Raw genomic sequence first — 16,340 nt, forward strand, 5'->3', positions numbered from 1 at the left:
CTCTCGCACCCCCAGACCTCGGGGGTTGCCGGACAGGGATAGGGGTTCGCGATATCGAACACGCTGAGTACACGCATCGCGACCTCCCGTTTATACGGTAAGCAACGGACGGTGACGGCACCAGGAGAATGCGCACATAGCGAACTCTCAGTGGGCACACAATCAGCCACGAACGAACAGGCGACTTACAGGATCAAAGGGGTGGGCCCACAGGGTCCCCGGTTGAGGGTGGTGGTGGGTGACGAAGGGATAAAAGGGGCGAACCGCAGGCTCTTCGTTGAGGGTGGTGGTGGGTGGCGGGTGGGCGAATCGCGTGGACCGGTGCCCGTCGAGTAGCGTTGCCGACCATGCGTCTCGTCATTGCCCGCTGTTCCGTGGACTACGCGGGCCGGCTCACCGCCCACCTCCCGTCGGCCCCCCGCCTCATCCTCGTGAAGGCGGACGGCAGCGTCTCGATCCACGCGGACGACCGGGCCTACAAGCCCCTCAACTGGATGTCGCCGCCCTGCACGCTGAAGGAGGGCTCCGGGGACGAAGAGGGCATCTGGACCGTCATCAACAAGGCGGGCGAGAAGCTCATCATCACGATGGAGGAGATCCTCCACGACTCCTCGCACGAACTCGGCGTGGATCCCGGCCTGATCAAGGACGGCGTAGAAGCACACCTTCAGGAGCTCCTCGCCGACCGCATCGAGACGCTCGGCGAGGGCTACTCGCTCATCCGCCGCGAGTACATGACGGCCATCGGCCCGGTCGACATCCTCTGCCGGGACGCCGAGGGCCGGACCGTCGCGGTGGAGATCAAGCGGCGCGGTGAGATCGACGGCGTGGAGCAACTCACCCGCTATCTGGAGCTGTTGAACCGCGACCCGCACCTCGCGCCGGTCCGCGGCATCTTCGCCGCCCAGGAGATCAAGCCGCAGGCCCGCGTCCTCGCCACCGACCGCGGCATCGGCTGCACGGTCCTGGACTACGACGCGCTGCGCGGTATCGAGGACGACAAGCTGCGGTTGTTCTGACCGTACGCACCACTGCCGAAGAGGGCCGGTTCCGATCACGGACCCGGCCCTCTCCCTGTGCTCGTACGGTCAGATCACCACGCCGCTCGGCGACGTGGCCGCGCTGCTGCTCGCGGGCACGCTGCTCTGCGGGGCGCTGGCCGTCGTACTCGCCGGGGCGCTCGATGCGGGGCCGCTCGCGGAGTCCGACGTGGTCGGAGTCGTCGACGGCGTGGGCGAATCGGACGGCGTCGGTGACGTCGTAGGCGTACCCGACGGGGTGGGCGACGTACTGGTCGGCGGCTTCGGCGAAGACGACGGCGGCTTGGTCGTCGGCGTCTTCGAGGGCGACTTGGACGGCGACTTGGAAGGTGTACTCGACCCCTTCGTCCCGCTCGGATCGTCGGACGGCTCCCCGCTGTCCGTGTCCGAGGGCGTCGGATCGTCCGACGTCCCGTACGTGCCATCGGGACCCGGATCCGTGGGCGTGGCCACGACCCCCGTGTCGGAGTCGCCGCCCTTCTTGGCCTTGTCCGCGCCCAGGCTGTCGTCGTCGCTGCCCTGGCTGGCCGAGGGGTTCACGCCGACCTTCTCGGACGGGGTGTCGCCGTTGTGGTCCGAGGTCGCGCCGAGCGTCACCACGGTGCCGAGCACGGCGGCGAGGAGCGCGCCCGCGCCCGCGGCCACCAGGTTGCGCCGGGTGCCGGTCACCAGACGGCCCGCGACGCCCGCGCGCTTCGCCGCGGGGCGGCCCGGCTCGGCCCGGTGGGTGACCAGCGTGGTGGGTTCGCCGGGCGGTTCGGCGAGCGTGAACGCGGCCGGTACGCCACCGGGCGGCGACGCCGACTCCTCGTAGCGCGCGTCGGGCACCTCCTCCCCCGCCGCCGTGCGCCCGCCGGGCAGTACGGCTCCGGAGCGGTCGGCGACCAGCGCGAGGGCGCGGCGGCCGGCGACGGTGCCGCGCTTGTCGGCGAGGGCGCCGCGCAGCCCGATGGAGGCCTCCAGCTCGGCACGGGCCCGGTCCAGCTGGCCGCCGCAGAGCGCGAGGATGCCCAACTCGTGGTGGAAGTAGGCCTGTTCGCCGACCTCGCCGGAGAGCCGGGAGGCCTCGGCGCCGGAGCGCAGCGTGCGTTCCCAGGCGCTCCAGTGCAGGCCCGCGGCGAACGCCGGCGCGGCCGTGCGGGCCAGCTGCACGGCGGCGCTCTCGTCGTCCTCGCCGAGCGGGGCGGTGGTGAGCGGGACCAGCACCGTGAGCGCGGCGAGCAGCGCGTCGGCCTCGGCGCAGACCCGCTCCGGGGTGACCGAGGGGTGCCCGGCCCACCAGGTGTAGTGCTGGGCCGCGGTGCGGGCCTGCTCCTCGACGCCGTCCGCGTATCCGGCGGCCTCCAGCTGGGCCTGTACGCCGGCGGCGAGCCGGTAGCGGGAGCCGACCGGGGAGACCAGCGCGCAGCTCGCCAGTTCGGCGAGTGCGGCGTCGGCGTGGGTGTCGCCCACGAGTGCGGGCAGGTGCGCCTGGTGCGGCACCTCGCCGCCGAGCGCCACGGCGAACCGCAGGGTGGCGCGGGCCGAGTCGCTCAGCCGGGAGGCGAGCAGCGCGGCGGGCGCGGCCCCTTCGGCGAGGGACGGCAGCGGTGCCTCATGGCCGTCGCCGGCGTCGAAGGGCGCGTCGACCGGGACTTCCTGGAAGACGCCGAACTCGTCGACTGCGCCCTCACTGGCGCTCAGCTGGTCGCGCTGCCGCAGCAGCGCCCCGGCCTGCATGAAGCGCAGGGGAAGGCCCTCGGACTCGAACCAGAGGTCGCCCGCCCAGTTCGACTCGTCCTCGGTCAGGACGCGTCCGACGGCGCGCTCCAGCAGCTCCAGACCGCCGCTGCGGTCGAGTCCGCCGAGGAACACCTCTTCGAGGAGTGAGTCGGCGGACGGCGCGGGGACGTCGGGTGTCGCGGCGATGAGGAAGGCGCACTCGGGCGTGGCGTCGAGCAGCTCGTCGAGCGCGCTGCCGCCGAACTCCACGTCGTCGAGGACGACGACCGCGCCGATCTCGTGGACGAGCCGGAGCAGTTCGTCCCGATCCGGGCGGTACAGGGGCGCGCTGTAGACGGCGGTGAAGAGGTCGTGCAGCAGGTCGCTCGCCGTGCGCCGGTAGCCGGAGAGGCGTACGACACCGTCGGGCGCGAGGTCCGCGCAGTCGTCGGCGACGGCGTCGAGCAGGCTGGTGCGGCCCGAGCCGGAGGGCCCGGTGAGCCGCACGGAGCGCCCGCGCGCGAGGAGGCGTACAAGCCGCTCGCGCTCCTCCTGGCGCTCCAGGAGCGGCAGTCGGGGCTGTGCGGGGCCGGGCGGCACGGGCGGCTGGGTCGCGCGGGCCAGCTCGGCGCGCTCGGCGGCGCTGAACTTCGTCGGTGGCTGTGGCCGCTCGTGCGGCGGGCAGTTCTCTACCTCGCTGCCGTCGACGGGGTTGACGGTGAGCAGGAAGTCGCCCGAGACGAGCTGGACCGTGCGGGCGAGCGCGGGCGAATGCTGACCCAGGTCAGCTGTGAGCGGATCGCGCGGCGGGCGCGAGCGAGGCGCCTGGCCGTCGTCGTCATGGCCGTACTCTTCGGATCCCCGGTTGTTCGGGTCCATGTTCCAAGCCCCCCAAAAGCGTCGTGTGCCGAGCCCCTCCCGGCCTTGCTGCACACCGCGCTGTCGCTTCTGGTCCGGTGCCCGCTCGTAGGGTTTCGGTCGGCGGGCAGCCGAACCCTAAACCTTCGCACAGTATCTACGAACAGCCGGGGTACCGCGCCGTCCGAGACGTCACAGCTTCGTGAGGATTGTGCTCGTGGTGCCTTTCGTACGCCGGTCAGGGCGCGTACGCGGTCTCGCGCGCGGAGCGGCGAGTCTGACACTCGGACCGCGGGTGTCGGACCCGCGCCGCGAGTCTCACACCCGGGGCAGTGATTCGACCCCGATGCCGCCTTCGATCGCCAGGATCCGGTGCAGCCGGGTGGCGACCAGCAGGCGCTGCATCTGCGGTGGTACACCGCGCAGCACGAGCCGTCGGCCGCACCGCCCGGCCCGTCGGTGGGCCCCCATGATGACACCGAGCCCGGTGGCATCCCAGGAGTCCAGCTCGGACAGGTCCAGCACCAGGTCGCCGACTCCGTCGTCGACGGCCGAGTGCAGGACCGTACGGGCGTCCGCCGCGCTGCGTACGTCGAGGCGGCCCCCGACGACCAGCTCGGCGTGGTCGCCCCTGATGTACATATGCGCTCCCCGAGAGTGCGTCTCGTACTCCGCGTCTGTCTGTTCGCGTTCGCGTCTGTCTGTTGTGCACGGTCTGACGGCCGGAAGGCCGCAGAGGTTGCCGTCTGTAAGCGAACCGATACCGAATTCACCTCATAGAGTGATACTCGAGAGGCGCGTGCGGTTTCCGTGCCAGGTGTGGCGCCCGTGTCCGGGCGCCGCAGAATCGTTCTCAGTGCTTGTAGAAGCCCTGCCCGCTCTTGCGCCCGATGTCACCGGCGTCAACCATCCGGCGCATCAGCTCCGGCGGCGCGAACTTCTCGTCCTGGGTCTCGGTGTAGATGTTGCTGGTGGCGTGCAGCAGGATGTCGACACCCGTCAGGTCGGCCGTGGCCAGCGGGCCCATGGCGTGACCGAAGCCCAGCTTGCAGGCGAGGTCGATGTCCTCGGCGCTGGCCACGCCCGACTCGTACAGCTTCGTCGCCTCGACGACGAGGGCCGAGATGAGACGGGTCGTCACGAAACCGGCGACGTCGCGGTTGACGACGATGCAGGTCTTGCCGACGGACTCGGCGAACTCCCGCGCGGTGGCGAGCGTTTCGTCACTCGTCTTGTAGCCGCGGACCAGCTCGACGAGCTGCATCATCGGCACCGGCGAGAAGAAGTGCACGCCGACGACCCGCTCCGGGCGCTCGGTGGCCGCCGCGATCTTGGTGATCGGGATGGCGGAGGTGTTGGAGGCGAGCACGGTGTCGTCGCGGACGATCTTGTCGAGCGTCCGGAAGATCTCGTGCTTGACCTCGAGCTTCTCGAAGACGGCCTCGACGACGACGTCGGCGTCGGCGGCCGCGTCCAGGTCGGTGGTGGCGGTGATGCGCGCGAGCGCGTCGTCCGCGTCCGCGGCCTCGAGCTTGCCCTTGCTCACGAACTTGTCGTACGACGCCCTGATGCCGTCGATGCCACGGGTCAGCGCCTCGTCGGTGACATCACGCAGGACGACGTCCCAGCCCGCCTGCGCGGAGACCTGGGCGATACCGGACCCCATGAGTCCGGCTCCGATGACCGCGAGCTTCCGTGCCACTCCGACTCCCCTTAACACGCTGTTCAAGTTGCCTCTTCGGCGGACCTTAGCGCTCAGGCGTGCCTGTGTGACCGGTAAGTAATGCGCGTCACGTCTCATCAGACGGACATCACACCGGCATGGGTCATTCCGCCGCCCGTACGGCGTAGTTGAGGACCTTCTCGCTCAACAGCTCCCCCATGTCGTCGAGGAGCACCAGCACTTCACGTGACACTTCGTCTTGATTACGACCAGTCATCATCTCTCGGCCGATGACGGACATGACGGTCTGGTGCACCCAGTTGATCTGGCCGGCCATGAGCCCGGGCAGCGGGTCGTCGGCGGACGCGCCGGTCTCCTCGCGCAGCGCCTCCTCCAGGTTGTCGACGACCTCCTGGCCGATCGCCCACAGCCGCGAGCGGAGCGCGGGCGCCTCGTGAATGACCTTCATGAAGCGCGCGTAGTCGTCCATCAGGCCGACCCGGGGCGAGACCGCCTCGACCTCGTCGCGCAGTTCGCGCAGCACGGCGGCGGCGGCCGACTCGCCCTTCTCCCGGCCGCGCACCCAGCGGGCGAGCCGTTCGACGACCCCCCGGGAGCGGTCGAGGAAGAGGTCCTCCTTGGCGGGGAAGTAGTTGTAGACGGTGTTCACGGAGACGTTCGCGGCGTCCGCGACCTCCGCGACGGTCACCGCGTCGAAGCCCCGATCCAGGAACAGCCCCGTGGCGACATCCGAGATGTACTGCCTGGTCTGCCGCTTCTTCCGCTCCCTGAGTCCCTCAGCCATGCCCGCATCGTAGCTTTTTGCTGGGCCTGCTGAAATTTTGGTGTCATTGCAAAATTTCAGGGACTCTGTTTTTCTGGGCGGCATGGCAATCATCAGTACGGCCGGTCTGGCCCGTACCTTCCAGACGAAACGCGGCCCCGTGGAGGCCGTACGCAGCATCGACCTCACCGTCCGGCCCGGCGAGATCCTGGGCTTCCTCGGGCCGAACGGCGCGGGCAAGACGACCACGCTCCGAATGCTCACGACCCTTCTGAAGCCCACCGGCGGGGCGGCCACCGTCGCGGGCTGCGACCTGGCCACCGATCCGGCCGGGGTGCGGCGCGCCTGCGGATACGTGGCGCAGTCAGGAGGCGTCGACCCTCAGGTGTCCGTACGGGAGGAACTCGTCACCCAGGGGCGGCTGTACCGCCTGCCGAAGGCCCAGGCCGTCGAGCGCGCGGAGGAGTTGGCACGCGACCTGGACCTGACGGAGTTGCTCGACCGCAGGACATCCGCGCTCTCCGGCGGCCAGCGGCGCCGCCTCGACATCGCGATGGGGCTCACCCACCGCCCCCAGGTGCTCTTCCTCGACGAGCCGACGACGGGCCTGGACCCGGCGAGCCGCGCGGAGCTGTGGGACCTGGTCCGCCGGCTGCGCGACGAACACGGCACCACCGTCTTCCTCACCACCCACTACCTCGACGAGGCGGACGCGCTCGCCGACCGGCTCGTGGTCGTCGACAAGGGGATCGTGGTCGCGGAGGGCACCCCGACCGCGCTCAAACTGGGGTACGGCGGCTCGATCGACGCCACGCTCCAGGACACGTTCCTCGCGATCACCGGCCGGGGCCCGGAACCGGCCGACTCAACCCCCGTAGCCGTATAGGAATCCGATGCTCCTCCACGACACCGCGCTGATCTTCGGGCGCTACGCCCGCCAGACCCTGCGTTCCCGCTTCGCGATGCTCTTCGGCGTCCTGATGCCGCTGCTGTACCTCCTCTTCTTCGGACCGCTCCTGACCGACCTGCCGCTCGGCTCGCGGGGCAGCTCCTGGCAGGTGCTGGTCCCCGGATTACTGCTCCAACTCGGGCTGTTCGGGGCCGCGTTCGCGGGCTTCACGATCATCATGGAGCAGGGCCAGGGGGTGGTCGAGCGCATGCGGGTCACCCCGGTGAGCCGGCTGGCCCTGCTGCTCGGCCGGGTGCTGCGGGATGCCGCCCTCTTCGTCTTCCAGGCGGTGCTGCTGGTCCTCGCCGCGGTGGCCATAGGCCTGCGCGCACCCCTCGCGGGTGTCCTGATCGGCTTCGCGTTCGTCGCGCTGCTGACCGTCTCGCTCGCCTCCCTCTCGTACGCCCTGGCCATGAAGGTCCGTACACCACAGGAGTTCGGCCCCGCCGTCAACGCGCTGACGATGCCGTCCATGCTGCTGTCCGGCCTGATGCTGCCGATGACACTGGCGCCCGGCTGGCTGGATGTGCTGTCCCACTTCATGCCGTTCCGCTATCTGGTGGACGCGGTGCGGGACGCATACGTGGGCTCGTACGCCACCGCCCACATGCTGTACGGCGCCCTGGTCGCCCTCGGCTTCGCGGGGCTCGCCGTGACGGTGGGCACACGAGTCTTCCGGAAGGCCGGAGCGTAACTACGCTGGGCTCATGGTCAATCTGACGCGCATCTACACCAGGACCGGCGACCAGGGCACCACCGCTCTCGGCGACATGAGCCGGGTCGCCAAGACCGACCTGCGGATCTCCGCGTACGCGGACGCCAACGAGGCGAACGCGGTGATCGGCACGGCGATCGCGCTCGGCGGGCTCGACGAGGAGGTCGTCAAGGTGCTCACCCGCGTGCAGAACGACCTCTTCGACGTCGGGGCGGACCTGTCGACGCCCGTGGTCGAGAATCCGCAGTTCCCGCCGCTGCGGGTGGAGCAGTTCTACATCGACAAGCTGGAGGCGGACTGCGACCGCTTCAACGAGCGGCTGGAGAAGCTGCGCTCCTTCATCCTGCCCGGCGGCACGCCCGGCGCGGCGCTGCTGCACCAGGCGTGCACGGTCGTACGGCGCGCGGAGCGGTCGACGTGGGCGGCCCTGGAGGTGCACGGAGAGGTCATGAACCCGCTCACGGCGACCTACCTCAACCGGCTATCGGACCTGCTCTTCATTCTTGCCCGCACCGCGAACGGCGAGGTCGGCGACGTGCTGTGGGTCCCGGGCGGGGAGCGCTGAGGCGGGCGCCTTCTTCGGCCAGAGCACGTAGGTGAGGGCGATCAGGCCGTGGATCACGGCCGCACGCAGCGCCACCCACTGGAACGCCCGCAGCGACTCCGTGTCGCCGTCGCCTACGTACCGGATCGCGGCCTGGAGGAGGACGCAGGCGACCGCCGCCGCCAGCACCGTACGGAGCCAGATCTTGCCCTCGTGCCTGGCCCGGGCCATCCCGTAACGGGGCGGCCCGGTCGGGCGCGGGCCCCCGGCGAGCCGGTGCGCCGCGTGACCGTCGAGCCAGTGGATCGTGTAGTGGCCGTACGCCACGGTGAAGCCGATGTACAGCGCGGCGAGGCCGTGTTCCCAGCTCGGCTCGGCGCCGTTCTTGATGTCGATCGCGGTCACCACGAACAGCACGACCTCCAGGAGCGGCTCGCACAGCAGCAGGGCCACGCTGGTACGGCGCCACTTCAGCAGGTAGCGGACCGCCAGGCCCGCCGCCAGCAGCACCCAGAATCCGACCTCACAGGCGACGATCAGTGCGACGATCACGGCTGACTCCTCTCGGTCACCTCTTCAGGCTCTCGTCCGCATCCGCCCGATTCGTCGTCGCCGGTGAGGAAGTGCGACTCCATCCTTCGATGGACGAAACTGCGTCCTTCGATGGACGACTGCATCGTTCGATGTAGTCGAGAAACCGCCCCCGGGATCAGGAGATCCGCCCATGCGCCGTGTTGGATTGGGGCATGGCCGTACGACTCCCCCGCCCGCATCGTGACGATGTGCGTATCGCCGTCGGGGGGCTCCTCGGCGGCCTCGCCCTGTGGGGCGTCGGTCTCTTCAGCCGTACGCCGGACGACCCGATCTCCCTGGTCGACCCGGGCTGGGTCGTGCTCCTTCCGCTGGTCGTCATGGCCGGCTGCGAGCTGCTGCGCCGGACCCGGCCGCGGGCCGCCCTGCTCATCGGCACCGTCGCCCTCGTCGCCGACCTGCTCACCCGCGGCAGTCTGGCCACCGTCGTGATGTTCACGGACCTCGTGTACGCGGCCGTCCTGTACGGCTCGCCCGGCGCGGCCCGGCGGATCCCCTGGATCACCGGGCTGATCACGGTGATCGCGACCGTGTGGCCCGTGGCGGCCTGGCGGAAGCCGGAGGGGCTGCTGATCGGGGCGTTCACCGGCCTGGTGACCTTCACCCCCGCCGCCACCGGCTGGATCGTCCGCAATCACCGGGACACCGCCGTCGCCGAGCGCCTGCGCGCCGAACAGACCGCCCTGCTCGCCGAGGTGGACCGCACTCAGGCCGTCACCGCCGAACGGGCGCGCATGGCACGGGAGTTGCACGACATGGTGGCCAACCACCTGTCCGCCATCGCCATCCACTCCACCGCCGCGCTCTCCCTCGACGATCCGAAGACGTCCAAGGACGCCCTCACCGTCATCCGAGAGAACAGCGTCGAGGGGCTCGCCGACATGCGCCGGCTGATCGGCATCCTGCGCGACGGCAGCGGCGAGCGCGAGCCGGCCCCGGCCCCCACCCTCGACGGACTCGGCGCCCTGGTGGACAGCGCCCGCACCAACGGACTCGATGTCGTGCTGGAAGCCGACCACGCCGACGGACTCCCCGCGCCGGTCGAGCTGGCGGCGTACCGCATCGTCCAGGAATCCCTGACCAACGCCCTCAAGCATGCCTGCCCCGGCGGCGTCACGGTGGGGATCGCCCAGCGCGACGGCTCCCTGACGGTACGCGTCAGCAGTCCGTACGGCGACCGGGACGGACCCCGGGCTCCCGGCTCGGGTGCCGGTCTCGTCGGGATGCGGGAGCGGGCCGCGCTGCTGCACGGCACCTTCGAGGCCGGTCCCGAGGACTCCCCCACCGGCAAGATCTGGGCCGTACGCGCCACCCTGCCCCTGACCCAAGGAGAAGACGCATGATCCGCGTGCTCGTCGCCGAGGACCAGTCCGCCGTACGCGCCGGTCTCGTCCTCATCCTGCGCAGCGCGCCCGACATCGAGGTGGTCGGCGAAGCGGAGAACGGGGAGCGGGCGGTCGCGCTCGCCCGTGAACTGCGGCCGGATCTCGTCCTGATGGACGTCCAGATGCCCCGCCTGGACGGGGTGTCGGCCACCCGCCAGGTCGTCGGCCAGCGGCTCGCCGACGTCCTGGTGCTCACCACCTTCGACCTCGACGAGTACGTCTTCGGGGCGCTGCGCGCGGGCGCCTCGGGCTTTCTGCTGAAGAACACCGACGCGAAGGATCTGCTGGAGGCGGTACGGACGGTGGCGCGCGGGGAGGGTCTCATCGCGCCGGCCGTCACACGCCGGTTGATCGCCGAGTTCGCGGCGAAGCCGGTACGGGAGCCGACGGCCGATCCGTCCGTGCTGGACGCCCTCACTCGTAGGGAGCGCGAGGTGCTGTCCTGCGTTGGTGAAGGGCTCTCCAACGCGGAGATCGCGACCCGGCTCGACATGGCGGAGGCGACGGTGAAGACCCACGTCAGCCGTCTGCTGGGGAAGCTGGGGCTGCGCAGCCGGGTCCAAGCGGCCGTCCTCGCCCAGGAGTTGGGCGTCTGATACAGCCCCGCACACACTGGTCCAGACCTATTGACCTATGGTCCAGACCTTTCTATTCTCGCCGCACTGCGCTTAGCCATGCCCACGACATCCCCCCAGCCGAAGGGGCGCGCCGGTGGCGAGAGCGCGAGCGCGCGGAGGCCCGAAGGGCTGAGCACGGTCGCGGTCTCGCCACCGGCTGTAGCGCCCCGGAGGCGAACAAACAAAAGAGGAGAGGCATCAATGCGCTTCCGGCAGAGAACCAGACAGAAAGCCATGGCAGGGCTCACCACCCTGCTCCTCCCGCTCGCCGCACTGGTCGGCCTCGCGAGCCCCGCCCACGCGGCCACCACCGCCACCGCCACGTACACCAAGACCCAGGACTGGGGCACCGGGTTCGAAGGCAAGTGGACCGTCAAGAACACCGGTACCACCAGCATCAGTTCATGGACGATCGAGTGGGACTTCCCCTCGGGCACGTCGGTGACGTCGGCGTGGGACGCGGACGTGACCAACTCCGGCACCCACTGGACCGCCAAGAACAAGTCCTACAACGGCACCCTCGCCGCCGGCGCCTCCGTCTCCTTCGGCTTCAACGGCACCGGATCCGGCTCGCCCTCCAACTGCACGCTGAACGGCGGCAGTTGTGACGGCGGCAGCACCGTCCCCGGCGACAACCCGCCCTCCGCGCCCGGCACCCCGACCGCGTCCTCCCTCACCGACACCTCGGTGAAGCTCTCCTGGTCGGCGGCCACCGACGACAAGGGCATCAAGAACTACGACGTCCTGCGCGGCGGCACCAAGGTCGCGACGGTGACGACGACCTCGTACACCGACACCGGTCTGACCGCCGGTACCGACTACTCGTACACCGTCCAGGCCCGTGACACCGCCGACCAGACCGGTCCGGTGAGCGGCGCGGTCGCGGTGCACACCACGGGCGGCACCACGAATCCGCCGCCCACCGGCTCCGCCGTCAAGCTCGGCTACTTCACCGAGTGGGGCATCTACGGCCGCAACTACAACGTCAAGAACCTGGTGACGTCCGGCTCCGCGGCGAAGATCACGCACATCAACTACGCCTTCGGCAACGTCACCGGCGGCAAGTGCGCGATCGGCGACTCCTACGCCGATTACGACAAGGCGTTCACCGCCGACCAGTCCGTCAGCGGCGTCGCCGACACCTGGGACCAGCCGCTGCGCGGCAACTTCAACCAGCTGCGTGAGCTGAAGGCCAAGTACCCGAACATCAAGGTCCTGTGGTCCTTCGGCGGCTGGACCTGGTCCGGCGGCTTCGGCGAGGCCGCCGCCAACCCGGCCGCCTTCGCACAGTCCTGCTACGACCTGGTCGAGGACCCGCGCTGGGCCGACGTCTTCGACGGCATCGACATCGACTGGGAGTACCCGAACGCCTGCGGTCTGTCGTGCGACACCAGCGGCGCCGCGGCCTACAAGAACCTGATGAGCGCCCTGCGCGCGAAGTTCGGCTCGAACAACCTCGTCACCTCGGCCGTCACCGCCGACGGCTCCTCCGGCGGCAAGATCGACGCCGCCGACTACGCGGGCGCGGCGCAGTACGTCGACTGGTACAACGTGATGACGTACGACTTCTTCGGCGCCTGGGCGGCACAGGGCCCGACGGCCCCGCACTCCCCGCTCACCTCGTACAGCGGCATTCCGACGGCCGGCTTCACCACGGCCGACGCGATCGCCAAGTACAAGGCGAAGGGCGTGCCCGCGAGCAAGCTGCTGATCGGCATCGGCTTCTACGGGCGCGGCTGGACCGGCGTCACACAGGACGCGCCGGGCGGCACGGCGACCGGGCCCGCGGCAGGCACATACGAGCAGGGCATCGAGGACTACAAGGTCCTCAAGACGTCCTGCCCGGCCACCGGCACGATCGCCGGCACGGCGTACGCGCACTGCGGCAGCAACTGGTGGAGCTACGACACCCCGGCCACCATCGGTACGAAGATGACCTGGGCCAAGAACCAGAGCCTGGGCGGCGCGTTCTTCTGGGAGTTCAGCGGCGACACCAGCAACGGCGAGCTGGTGAGCGCCATCAACAGCGGACTGTCGTAGAACAGGCCCTAAGCGACATTGACGCGCTGACCGGGCGGGGCCGCCTCCAGCCACGCGAGGAATCCGGTCAGCGCGTCTTCGCTCATCGCCAGTTCGAGGCGCGTCCCGCGATGGAGACAGGCGAGGATGATCGCGTCGGAGAGCAGGGCGAGCTCTTCCTCGCCCTCGGGCGCGCGGCGGCCCGCCACCTCGATCGCCGAGCGCTCCAGGACGCGGCGCGGGCGGGGGGCGTAGGAGAAGACGCGGTACCACTCGATGCGGTCGCCGTTGTAGCGGGCGACACCATAGCTCCAGCCCTTGCCGCTGGAGTCACCCTTCTCGGGGACGTCCCAGCGCAGGCTGCAGTCGAATGTGCCGCCGGAGCGCTGGATCAGCCGACGGCGGAGGCCGAAGACAAACAGCCCCACCACCACGAGCGCCACTACCAACCCGCACACAGTCAGAGCGAGGACCATCGACACCGACCTCCTCGTCTCCTAGGTAAAGCAGGTAATGGAACGGGAAAAAGCACCCGCATCGCCTCAGCCGCGGCCCGGTCTGGATTACTCCAGTCCCGGCCGCGGCTGAGTCACGTCATTCCATGCGCGCTGGGTTCAGCGCGCCGCCACCGCACGCAGGCGGACGTCCGCGCGACGCTCGGCGGAGGCATCGCCCTCCGCCTTCGCGCGCTCGAGCTCCCGCTCCGCGCGCTGGACATCGATCTCGTCCGACAGCTCGGCGATCTCGGCCAGCAGCGACAGCTTGTTGTCCGCGAACGAGATGAAACCGCCGTGCACCGCGGCGACGACCGTTCCACCATCACTCGTACGGATGGTCACCGGGCCCGACTCCAGCACACCGAGCAGCGGCTGGTGACCGGGCATGACGCCGATGTCGCCGGACGTGGTACGCGCGACGACCAGGGTGGCCTCGCCGGACCAGACACTGCGGTCCGCGGCGACGAGCTCGACGTGCAGCTCAGCAGCCAAGGTGGGCTCCTCGGGTCACCACCCGGCGTTGCTGCCGGGTGTTGGGTCAAAGTCTAGTAGGCGTGGGAGAGGGGGCGGGACGCACCCGCCCCCTCTCGCCACAAGCACGGGGCTCGCGTCAGGAGACGCCGAGCTCCTTGGCGTTGGCCTTGAGGTCCTCGAGGCCACCGCACATGAAGAACGCCTGCTCCGGGAAGTGGTCGTACTCGCCGTCGCAGATCGCGTTGAAGGCCGCGATCGACTCGTCCAGCGGAACGTCCGAACCGTCGACGCCGGTGAACTGCTTGGCGGCGTGGGTGTTCTGGGACAGGAAGCGCTCCACGCGACGGGCACGGTGGACGACGAGCTTGTCCTCCTCGCCGAGCTCGTCGATACCGAGGATCGCGATGATGTCCTGGAGGTCCTTGTACTTCTGCAGGATCGTCTTGACGCGCATGGCGGCGTCGTAGTGGTCCTGCGCGATGTAGCGCGGGTCCAGGATGCGGGACGTGGAGTCCAGCGGGTCCACGGCCGGGTAGATGCCCTTCTCGGAGATCGGACGGGAGAGAACCGTCGTCGCGTCGAGGTGGGCGAAGGTGGTGGCCGGGGCCGGGTCGGTCAGGTCGTCCGCGGGGACGTAGATCGCCTGCATCGAGGTGATCGAGTGACCACGCGTCGAGGTGATGCGCTCCTGCAGCTGACCCATCTCGTCGGCCAGGTTCGGCTGGTAACCCACCGCGGACGGCATACGGCCGAGCAGGGTGGACACCTCGGAACCGGCCTGGGTGAAGCGGAAGATGTTGTCGATGAAGAACAGCACGTCCTGCTTCTGCACATCGCGGAAGTACTCCGCCATGGTCAGACCGGCCAGGGCGACGCGCAGACGGGTGCCCGGGGGCTCGTCCATCTGGCCGAAGACCAGCGCGGTCTTGTCCAGAACGCCGGACTCTTCCATCTCCGCGATGAGGTCGTTGCCCTCACGGGTGCGCTCACCGACGCCCGCGAAGACGGAGACGCCCTCGTGGAGGTTGGCGACACGCATGATCATTTCCTGGATCAGCACGGTCTTGCCGACACCGGCACCACCGAACAGACCGATCTTGCCGCCCTTGACGTACGGGGTGAGAAGGTCGACGACCTTCAGGCCCGTCTCGAACATCTCGGTCTTCGACTCGAGCTGGTCGAACGCGGGGGCCTTGCGGTGGATGGACCAGCGCTCGCCCTCGTAGGTCTCGTCGACGTTCAGCACCTCACCGAGGGTGTTGAACACCTTGCCCTTGGTGAAGTCGCCGACCGGGACGCTGATGGCCGCGCCCGTGTCGGTCACCGTGGCCTGGCGGACCAGACCGTCGGTGGGCTGCATCGAGATGGTGCGGACCAGGCCGTCACCCAGGTGCTGGGCGACCTCCAGGGTCAGCACCTTCTTCTCGCCGGCGTTGGCCGGGTCGGCCACCTCGACGTGCAGGGCGTTGTAGATCTCCGGCATCGCGTCGACGGGGAACTCCACGTCGACGACCGGGCCGATGACCCGGGCGACGCGGCCCGTGGCAACGGCCGTCTCAACAGTGGTCGTCATTACTTGTCACTCCCCGCGGTCGCGTCGGCCAGGGCGCTGGCGCCACCGACGATCTCGCTGATTTCCTGGGTGATTTCGGCCTGGCGGGCCGCGTTGGCAAGTCGGGAGAGCGTGTTGATCAGCTCGCCCGCGTTGTCGGTCGCCGACTTCATCGCGCGGCGCGTGGCGGCGTGCTTGGAAGCAGCCGACTGGAGCAGCGCGTTGTAGATACGGCTCTCGACGTAGCGCGGCAGAAGGGCGTCGAGGACGTCCTCCGCCGACGGCTCGAAGTCGTACAGCGGAAGGATCTCGCCCTTGACGTGCGTCTCCTCCGCCACCTCTTCGAGGCGAAGCGGCAGCAGGCGGCTGTCGACCGCCGTCTGCGTCATCATCGAGACGAACTCGGTGTAGACGATGTGGAGTTCGTCCACGCCGCCGTCCGCCGTCTCCTTCTCGATGGCCTCGATCAGCGGAACGGCGACCTTCTTCGCGTCCGCGTAGGTCGGCTGGTCGGTGAAGCCCGACCACGACTCCGTGACCTTGCGCTCACGGAAGTTGTAGTGGGCCAGACCACGGCGGCCGACGATGTAGACGTCGACCTCCTTGCCCTCCGCCTCGAGACGCGCGGTCAGCTGCTCCGCGGCCTTGATGGCGTTGGAGTTGAAGGCGCCGGCCAGTCCGCGGTCGCTCGTGAGGAGCAGCACCGCGGAGCGGGTCGTCGTCTCCGCCTCCGTGGTCAGCGGGTGCTTGGTGTTCGAGCCGGTACCGACCGCCGTGACCGCGCGGGTGAGCTCGGTCGCGTAGGGCGTGGAGGCCGTCACCTTGCGATGCGCCTTGACGACGCGCGAGGCGGCGATCATCTCCATCGCCTTGGTGATCTTCTTGGTCGCGGTGACGGATTTGATGCGACGCTTGTAGACCCGGAGCTGAGCTCCCATGAGTCAGGTCCCT

Annotated in this window: 16 protein-coding genes; 7 read left to right on the plus strand and 9 right to left on the minus strand. The window is 69.6% G+C overall.

Annotated features, from left to right (window positions below):
* The first annotated feature begins 347 nt into the window (after positions 1 to 347).
* Positions 348 to 1,019 carry an endonuclease NucS gene (gene nucS / locus ACFY0T_RS36690; RefSeq protein ID WP_388880854.1) on the plus strand — a complete coding sequence of 224 codons (672 nt, stop codon included), beginning with the start codon at positions 348 to 350 and terminating at the stop codon, positions 1,017 to 1,019.
* A gap of 69 nt (positions 1,020 to 1,088) precedes the next feature.
* Here nucS and ACFY0T_RS36695 read toward each other — a convergent pair whose 3' ends face one another.
* The 4 genes from ACFY0T_RS36695 to ACFY0T_RS36710 form a co-directional block, all read right to left on the minus strand.
* Positions 1,089 to 3,620, minus strand: a complete 2,532-nt coding sequence (locus tag ACFY0T_RS36695) for an ATP-binding protein (protein WP_388880857.1) — start codon at positions 3,618 to 3,620, stop codon at positions 1,089 to 1,091.
* A gap of 297 nt (positions 3,621 to 3,917) precedes the next feature.
* Positions 3,918 to 4,241, minus strand: a complete 324-nt coding sequence (locus ACFY0T_RS36700) for an STAS domain-containing protein (protein WP_030672301.1) — start codon at positions 4,239 to 4,241, stop codon at positions 3,918 to 3,920.
* 211 nt (positions 4,242 to 4,452) lie between these two features.
* On the minus strand, positions 4,453 to 5,301 hold the full coding sequence (locus tag ACFY0T_RS36705) for a 3-hydroxyacyl-CoA dehydrogenase family protein (RefSeq protein ID WP_388880861.1): 849 nt from the start codon (positions 5,299 to 5,301) through the stop codon (positions 4,453 to 4,455).
* Between the two features lie 124 nt (positions 5,302 to 5,425).
* Entirely contained in the window at positions 5,426 to 6,067 is a 642-nt protein-coding gene (locus ACFY0T_RS36710; RefSeq protein WP_388880864.1) for a TetR/AcrR family transcriptional regulator, read from the minus strand.
* Between the two features lie 82 nt (positions 6,068 to 6,149).
* Here ACFY0T_RS36710 and ACFY0T_RS36715 point away from each other — a divergent pair, with 82 nt between their 5' ends.
* The 3 genes from ACFY0T_RS36715 to ACFY0T_RS36725 are packed head-to-tail and all read left to right on the plus strand — an operon-like array spanning position 6,150 to position 8,275.
* On the plus strand, positions 6,150 to 6,932 hold the full coding sequence (locus tag ACFY0T_RS36715) for an ABC transporter ATP-binding protein (protein ID WP_388880867.1): 783 nt from the start codon (positions 6,150 to 6,152) through the stop codon (positions 6,930 to 6,932).
* A 7-nt stretch (positions 6,933 to 6,939) separates the two neighbouring features.
* The gene (locus ACFY0T_RS36720) at positions 6,940 to 7,689 is read left to right on the plus strand and encodes an ABC transporter permease (RefSeq protein WP_388880870.1); all 750 of its coding nucleotides are present in this window, start codon (positions 6,940 to 6,942) and stop codon (positions 7,687 to 7,689) included.
* A 13-nt stretch (positions 7,690 to 7,702) separates the two neighbouring features.
* Entirely contained in the window at positions 7,703 to 8,275 is a 573-nt protein-coding gene (locus ACFY0T_RS36725; RefSeq protein WP_388880873.1) for a cob(I)yrinic acid a,c-diamide adenosyltransferase, read from the plus strand.
* Here the strand turns inward: ACFY0T_RS36725 and ACFY0T_RS36730 are convergent.
* The gene (locus ACFY0T_RS36730; RefSeq protein WP_388880876.1) at positions 8,192 to 8,806 is read right to left on the minus strand and encodes a hypothetical protein; all 615 of its coding nucleotides are present in this window, start codon (positions 8,804 to 8,806) and stop codon (positions 8,192 to 8,194) included. The genes ACFY0T_RS36725 and ACFY0T_RS36730 overlap by 84 nt on opposite strands.
* 194 nt (positions 8,807 to 9,000) lie before the next feature.
* On the opposite strand from ACFY0T_RS36730, the gene ACFY0T_RS36735 reads away from it, so the two are divergent.
* The 3 genes from ACFY0T_RS36735 to ACFY0T_RS36745 all read left to right on the plus strand — a co-directional run bounded on the left by ACFY0T_RS36735 (position 9,001) and on the right by ACFY0T_RS36745 (position 12,887).
* Positions 9,001 to 10,188, plus strand: a complete 1,188-nt coding sequence (locus ACFY0T_RS36735) for a sensor histidine kinase (protein ID WP_388880879.1) — start codon at positions 9,001 to 9,003, stop codon at positions 10,186 to 10,188.
* A complete protein-coding gene (locus tag ACFY0T_RS36740) occupies positions 10,185 to 10,826 on the plus strand; it encodes a response regulator (RefSeq protein WP_388880882.1) in 642 nt (213 codons plus the stop codon). The genes ACFY0T_RS36735 and ACFY0T_RS36740 overlap by 4 nt, the downstream gene beginning before the upstream one ends.
* A 222-nt stretch (positions 10,827 to 11,048) precedes the next feature.
* On the plus strand, positions 11,049 to 12,887 hold the full coding sequence (locus ACFY0T_RS36745; protein WP_388880885.1) for a glycosyl hydrolase family 18 protein: 1,839 nt from the start codon (positions 11,049 to 11,051) through the stop codon (positions 12,885 to 12,887).
* 8 nt (positions 12,888 to 12,895) lie between these two features.
* On the opposite strand, the gene ACFY0T_RS36750 is transcribed toward ACFY0T_RS36745, so the two are convergent.
* From ACFY0T_RS36750 to ACFY0T_RS36765, 4 genes are all read right to left on the minus strand, one after another.
* Positions 12,896 to 13,342 (minus strand): DUF2550 domain-containing protein, encoded by a 447-nt coding sequence (locus ACFY0T_RS36750; RefSeq protein WP_388880888.1) that lies wholly within the window; start codon positions 13,340 to 13,342, stop codon positions 12,896 to 12,898.
* A gap of 138 nt (positions 13,343 to 13,480) precedes the next feature.
* A complete protein-coding gene (locus tag ACFY0T_RS36755; protein ID WP_095936680.1) occupies positions 13,481 to 13,855 on the minus strand; it encodes a F0F1 ATP synthase subunit epsilon in 375 nt (124 codons plus the stop codon).
* A 118-nt stretch (positions 13,856 to 13,973) separates the two neighbouring features.
* Positions 13,974 to 15,410, minus strand: a complete 1,437-nt coding sequence (gene atpD / locus ACFY0T_RS36760) for a F0F1 ATP synthase subunit beta (protein WP_388880891.1) — start codon at positions 15,408 to 15,410, stop codon at positions 13,974 to 13,976.
* Positions 15,410 to 16,327, minus strand: a complete 918-nt coding sequence (locus tag ACFY0T_RS36765) for a F0F1 ATP synthase subunit gamma (RefSeq protein WP_388880893.1) — start codon at positions 16,325 to 16,327, stop codon at positions 15,410 to 15,412. The genes atpD and ACFY0T_RS36765 overlap by 1 nt, the downstream gene beginning before the upstream one ends.
* Positions 16,328 to 16,340 lie beyond the last annotated feature (13 nt).

This window comes from Streptomyces sp. NPDC001530, assembly GCF_042894545.1.
GTDB lineage: Bacteria > Actinomycetota > Actinomycetes > Streptomycetales > Streptomycetaceae > Streptomyces.

Coding starts and splice junctions, on each gene's coding strand:
- nucS (WP_388880854.1), top strand. CDS start 348: ATGCGTCTCGTCATTGCCCGCTGTTCCGTGGACTACGCGGGCCGGCTC.
- ACFY0T_RS36695 (WP_388880857.1), bottom strand. CDS start 3,620: ATGGACCCGAACAACCGGGGATCCGAAGAGTACGGCCATGACGACGAC.
- ACFY0T_RS36700 (WP_030672301.1), bottom strand. CDS start 4,241: ATGTACATCAGGGGCGACCACGCCGAGCTGGTCGTCGGGGGCCGCCTC.
- ACFY0T_RS36710 (WP_388880864.1), bottom strand. CDS start 6,067: ATGGCTGAGGGACTCAGGGAGCGGAAGAAGCGGCAGACCAGGCAGTAC.
- ACFY0T_RS36715 (WP_388880867.1), top strand. CDS start 6,150: ATGGCAATCATCAGTACGGCCGGTCTGGCCCGTACCTTCCAGACGAAA.
- ACFY0T_RS36720 (WP_388880870.1), top strand. CDS start 6,940: ATGCTCCTCCACGACACCGCGCTGATCTTCGGGCGCTACGCCCGCCAG.
- ACFY0T_RS36725 (WP_388880873.1), top strand. CDS start 7,703: ATGGTCAATCTGACGCGCATCTACACCAGGACCGGCGACCAGGGCACC.
- ACFY0T_RS36735 (WP_388880879.1), top strand. CDS start 9,001: ATGGCCGTACGACTCCCCCGCCCGCATCGTGACGATGTGCGTATCGCC.
- ACFY0T_RS36740 (WP_388880882.1), top strand. CDS start 10,185: ATGATCCGCGTGCTCGTCGCCGAGGACCAGTCCGCCGTACGCGCCGGT.
- ACFY0T_RS36745 (WP_388880885.1), top strand. CDS start 11,049: ATGCGCTTCCGGCAGAGAACCAGACAGAAAGCCATGGCAGGGCTCACC.
- ACFY0T_RS36750 (WP_388880888.1), bottom strand. CDS start 13,342: ATGGTCCTCGCTCTGACTGTGTGCGGGTTGGTAGTGGCGCTCGTGGTG.
- atpD (WP_388880891.1), bottom strand. CDS start 15,410: ATGACGACCACTGTTGAGACGGCCGTTGCCACGGGCCGCGTCGCCCGG.
- ACFY0T_RS36765 (WP_388880893.1), bottom strand. CDS start 16,327: ATGGGAGCTCAGCTCCGGGTCTACAAGCGTCGCATCAAATCCGTCACC.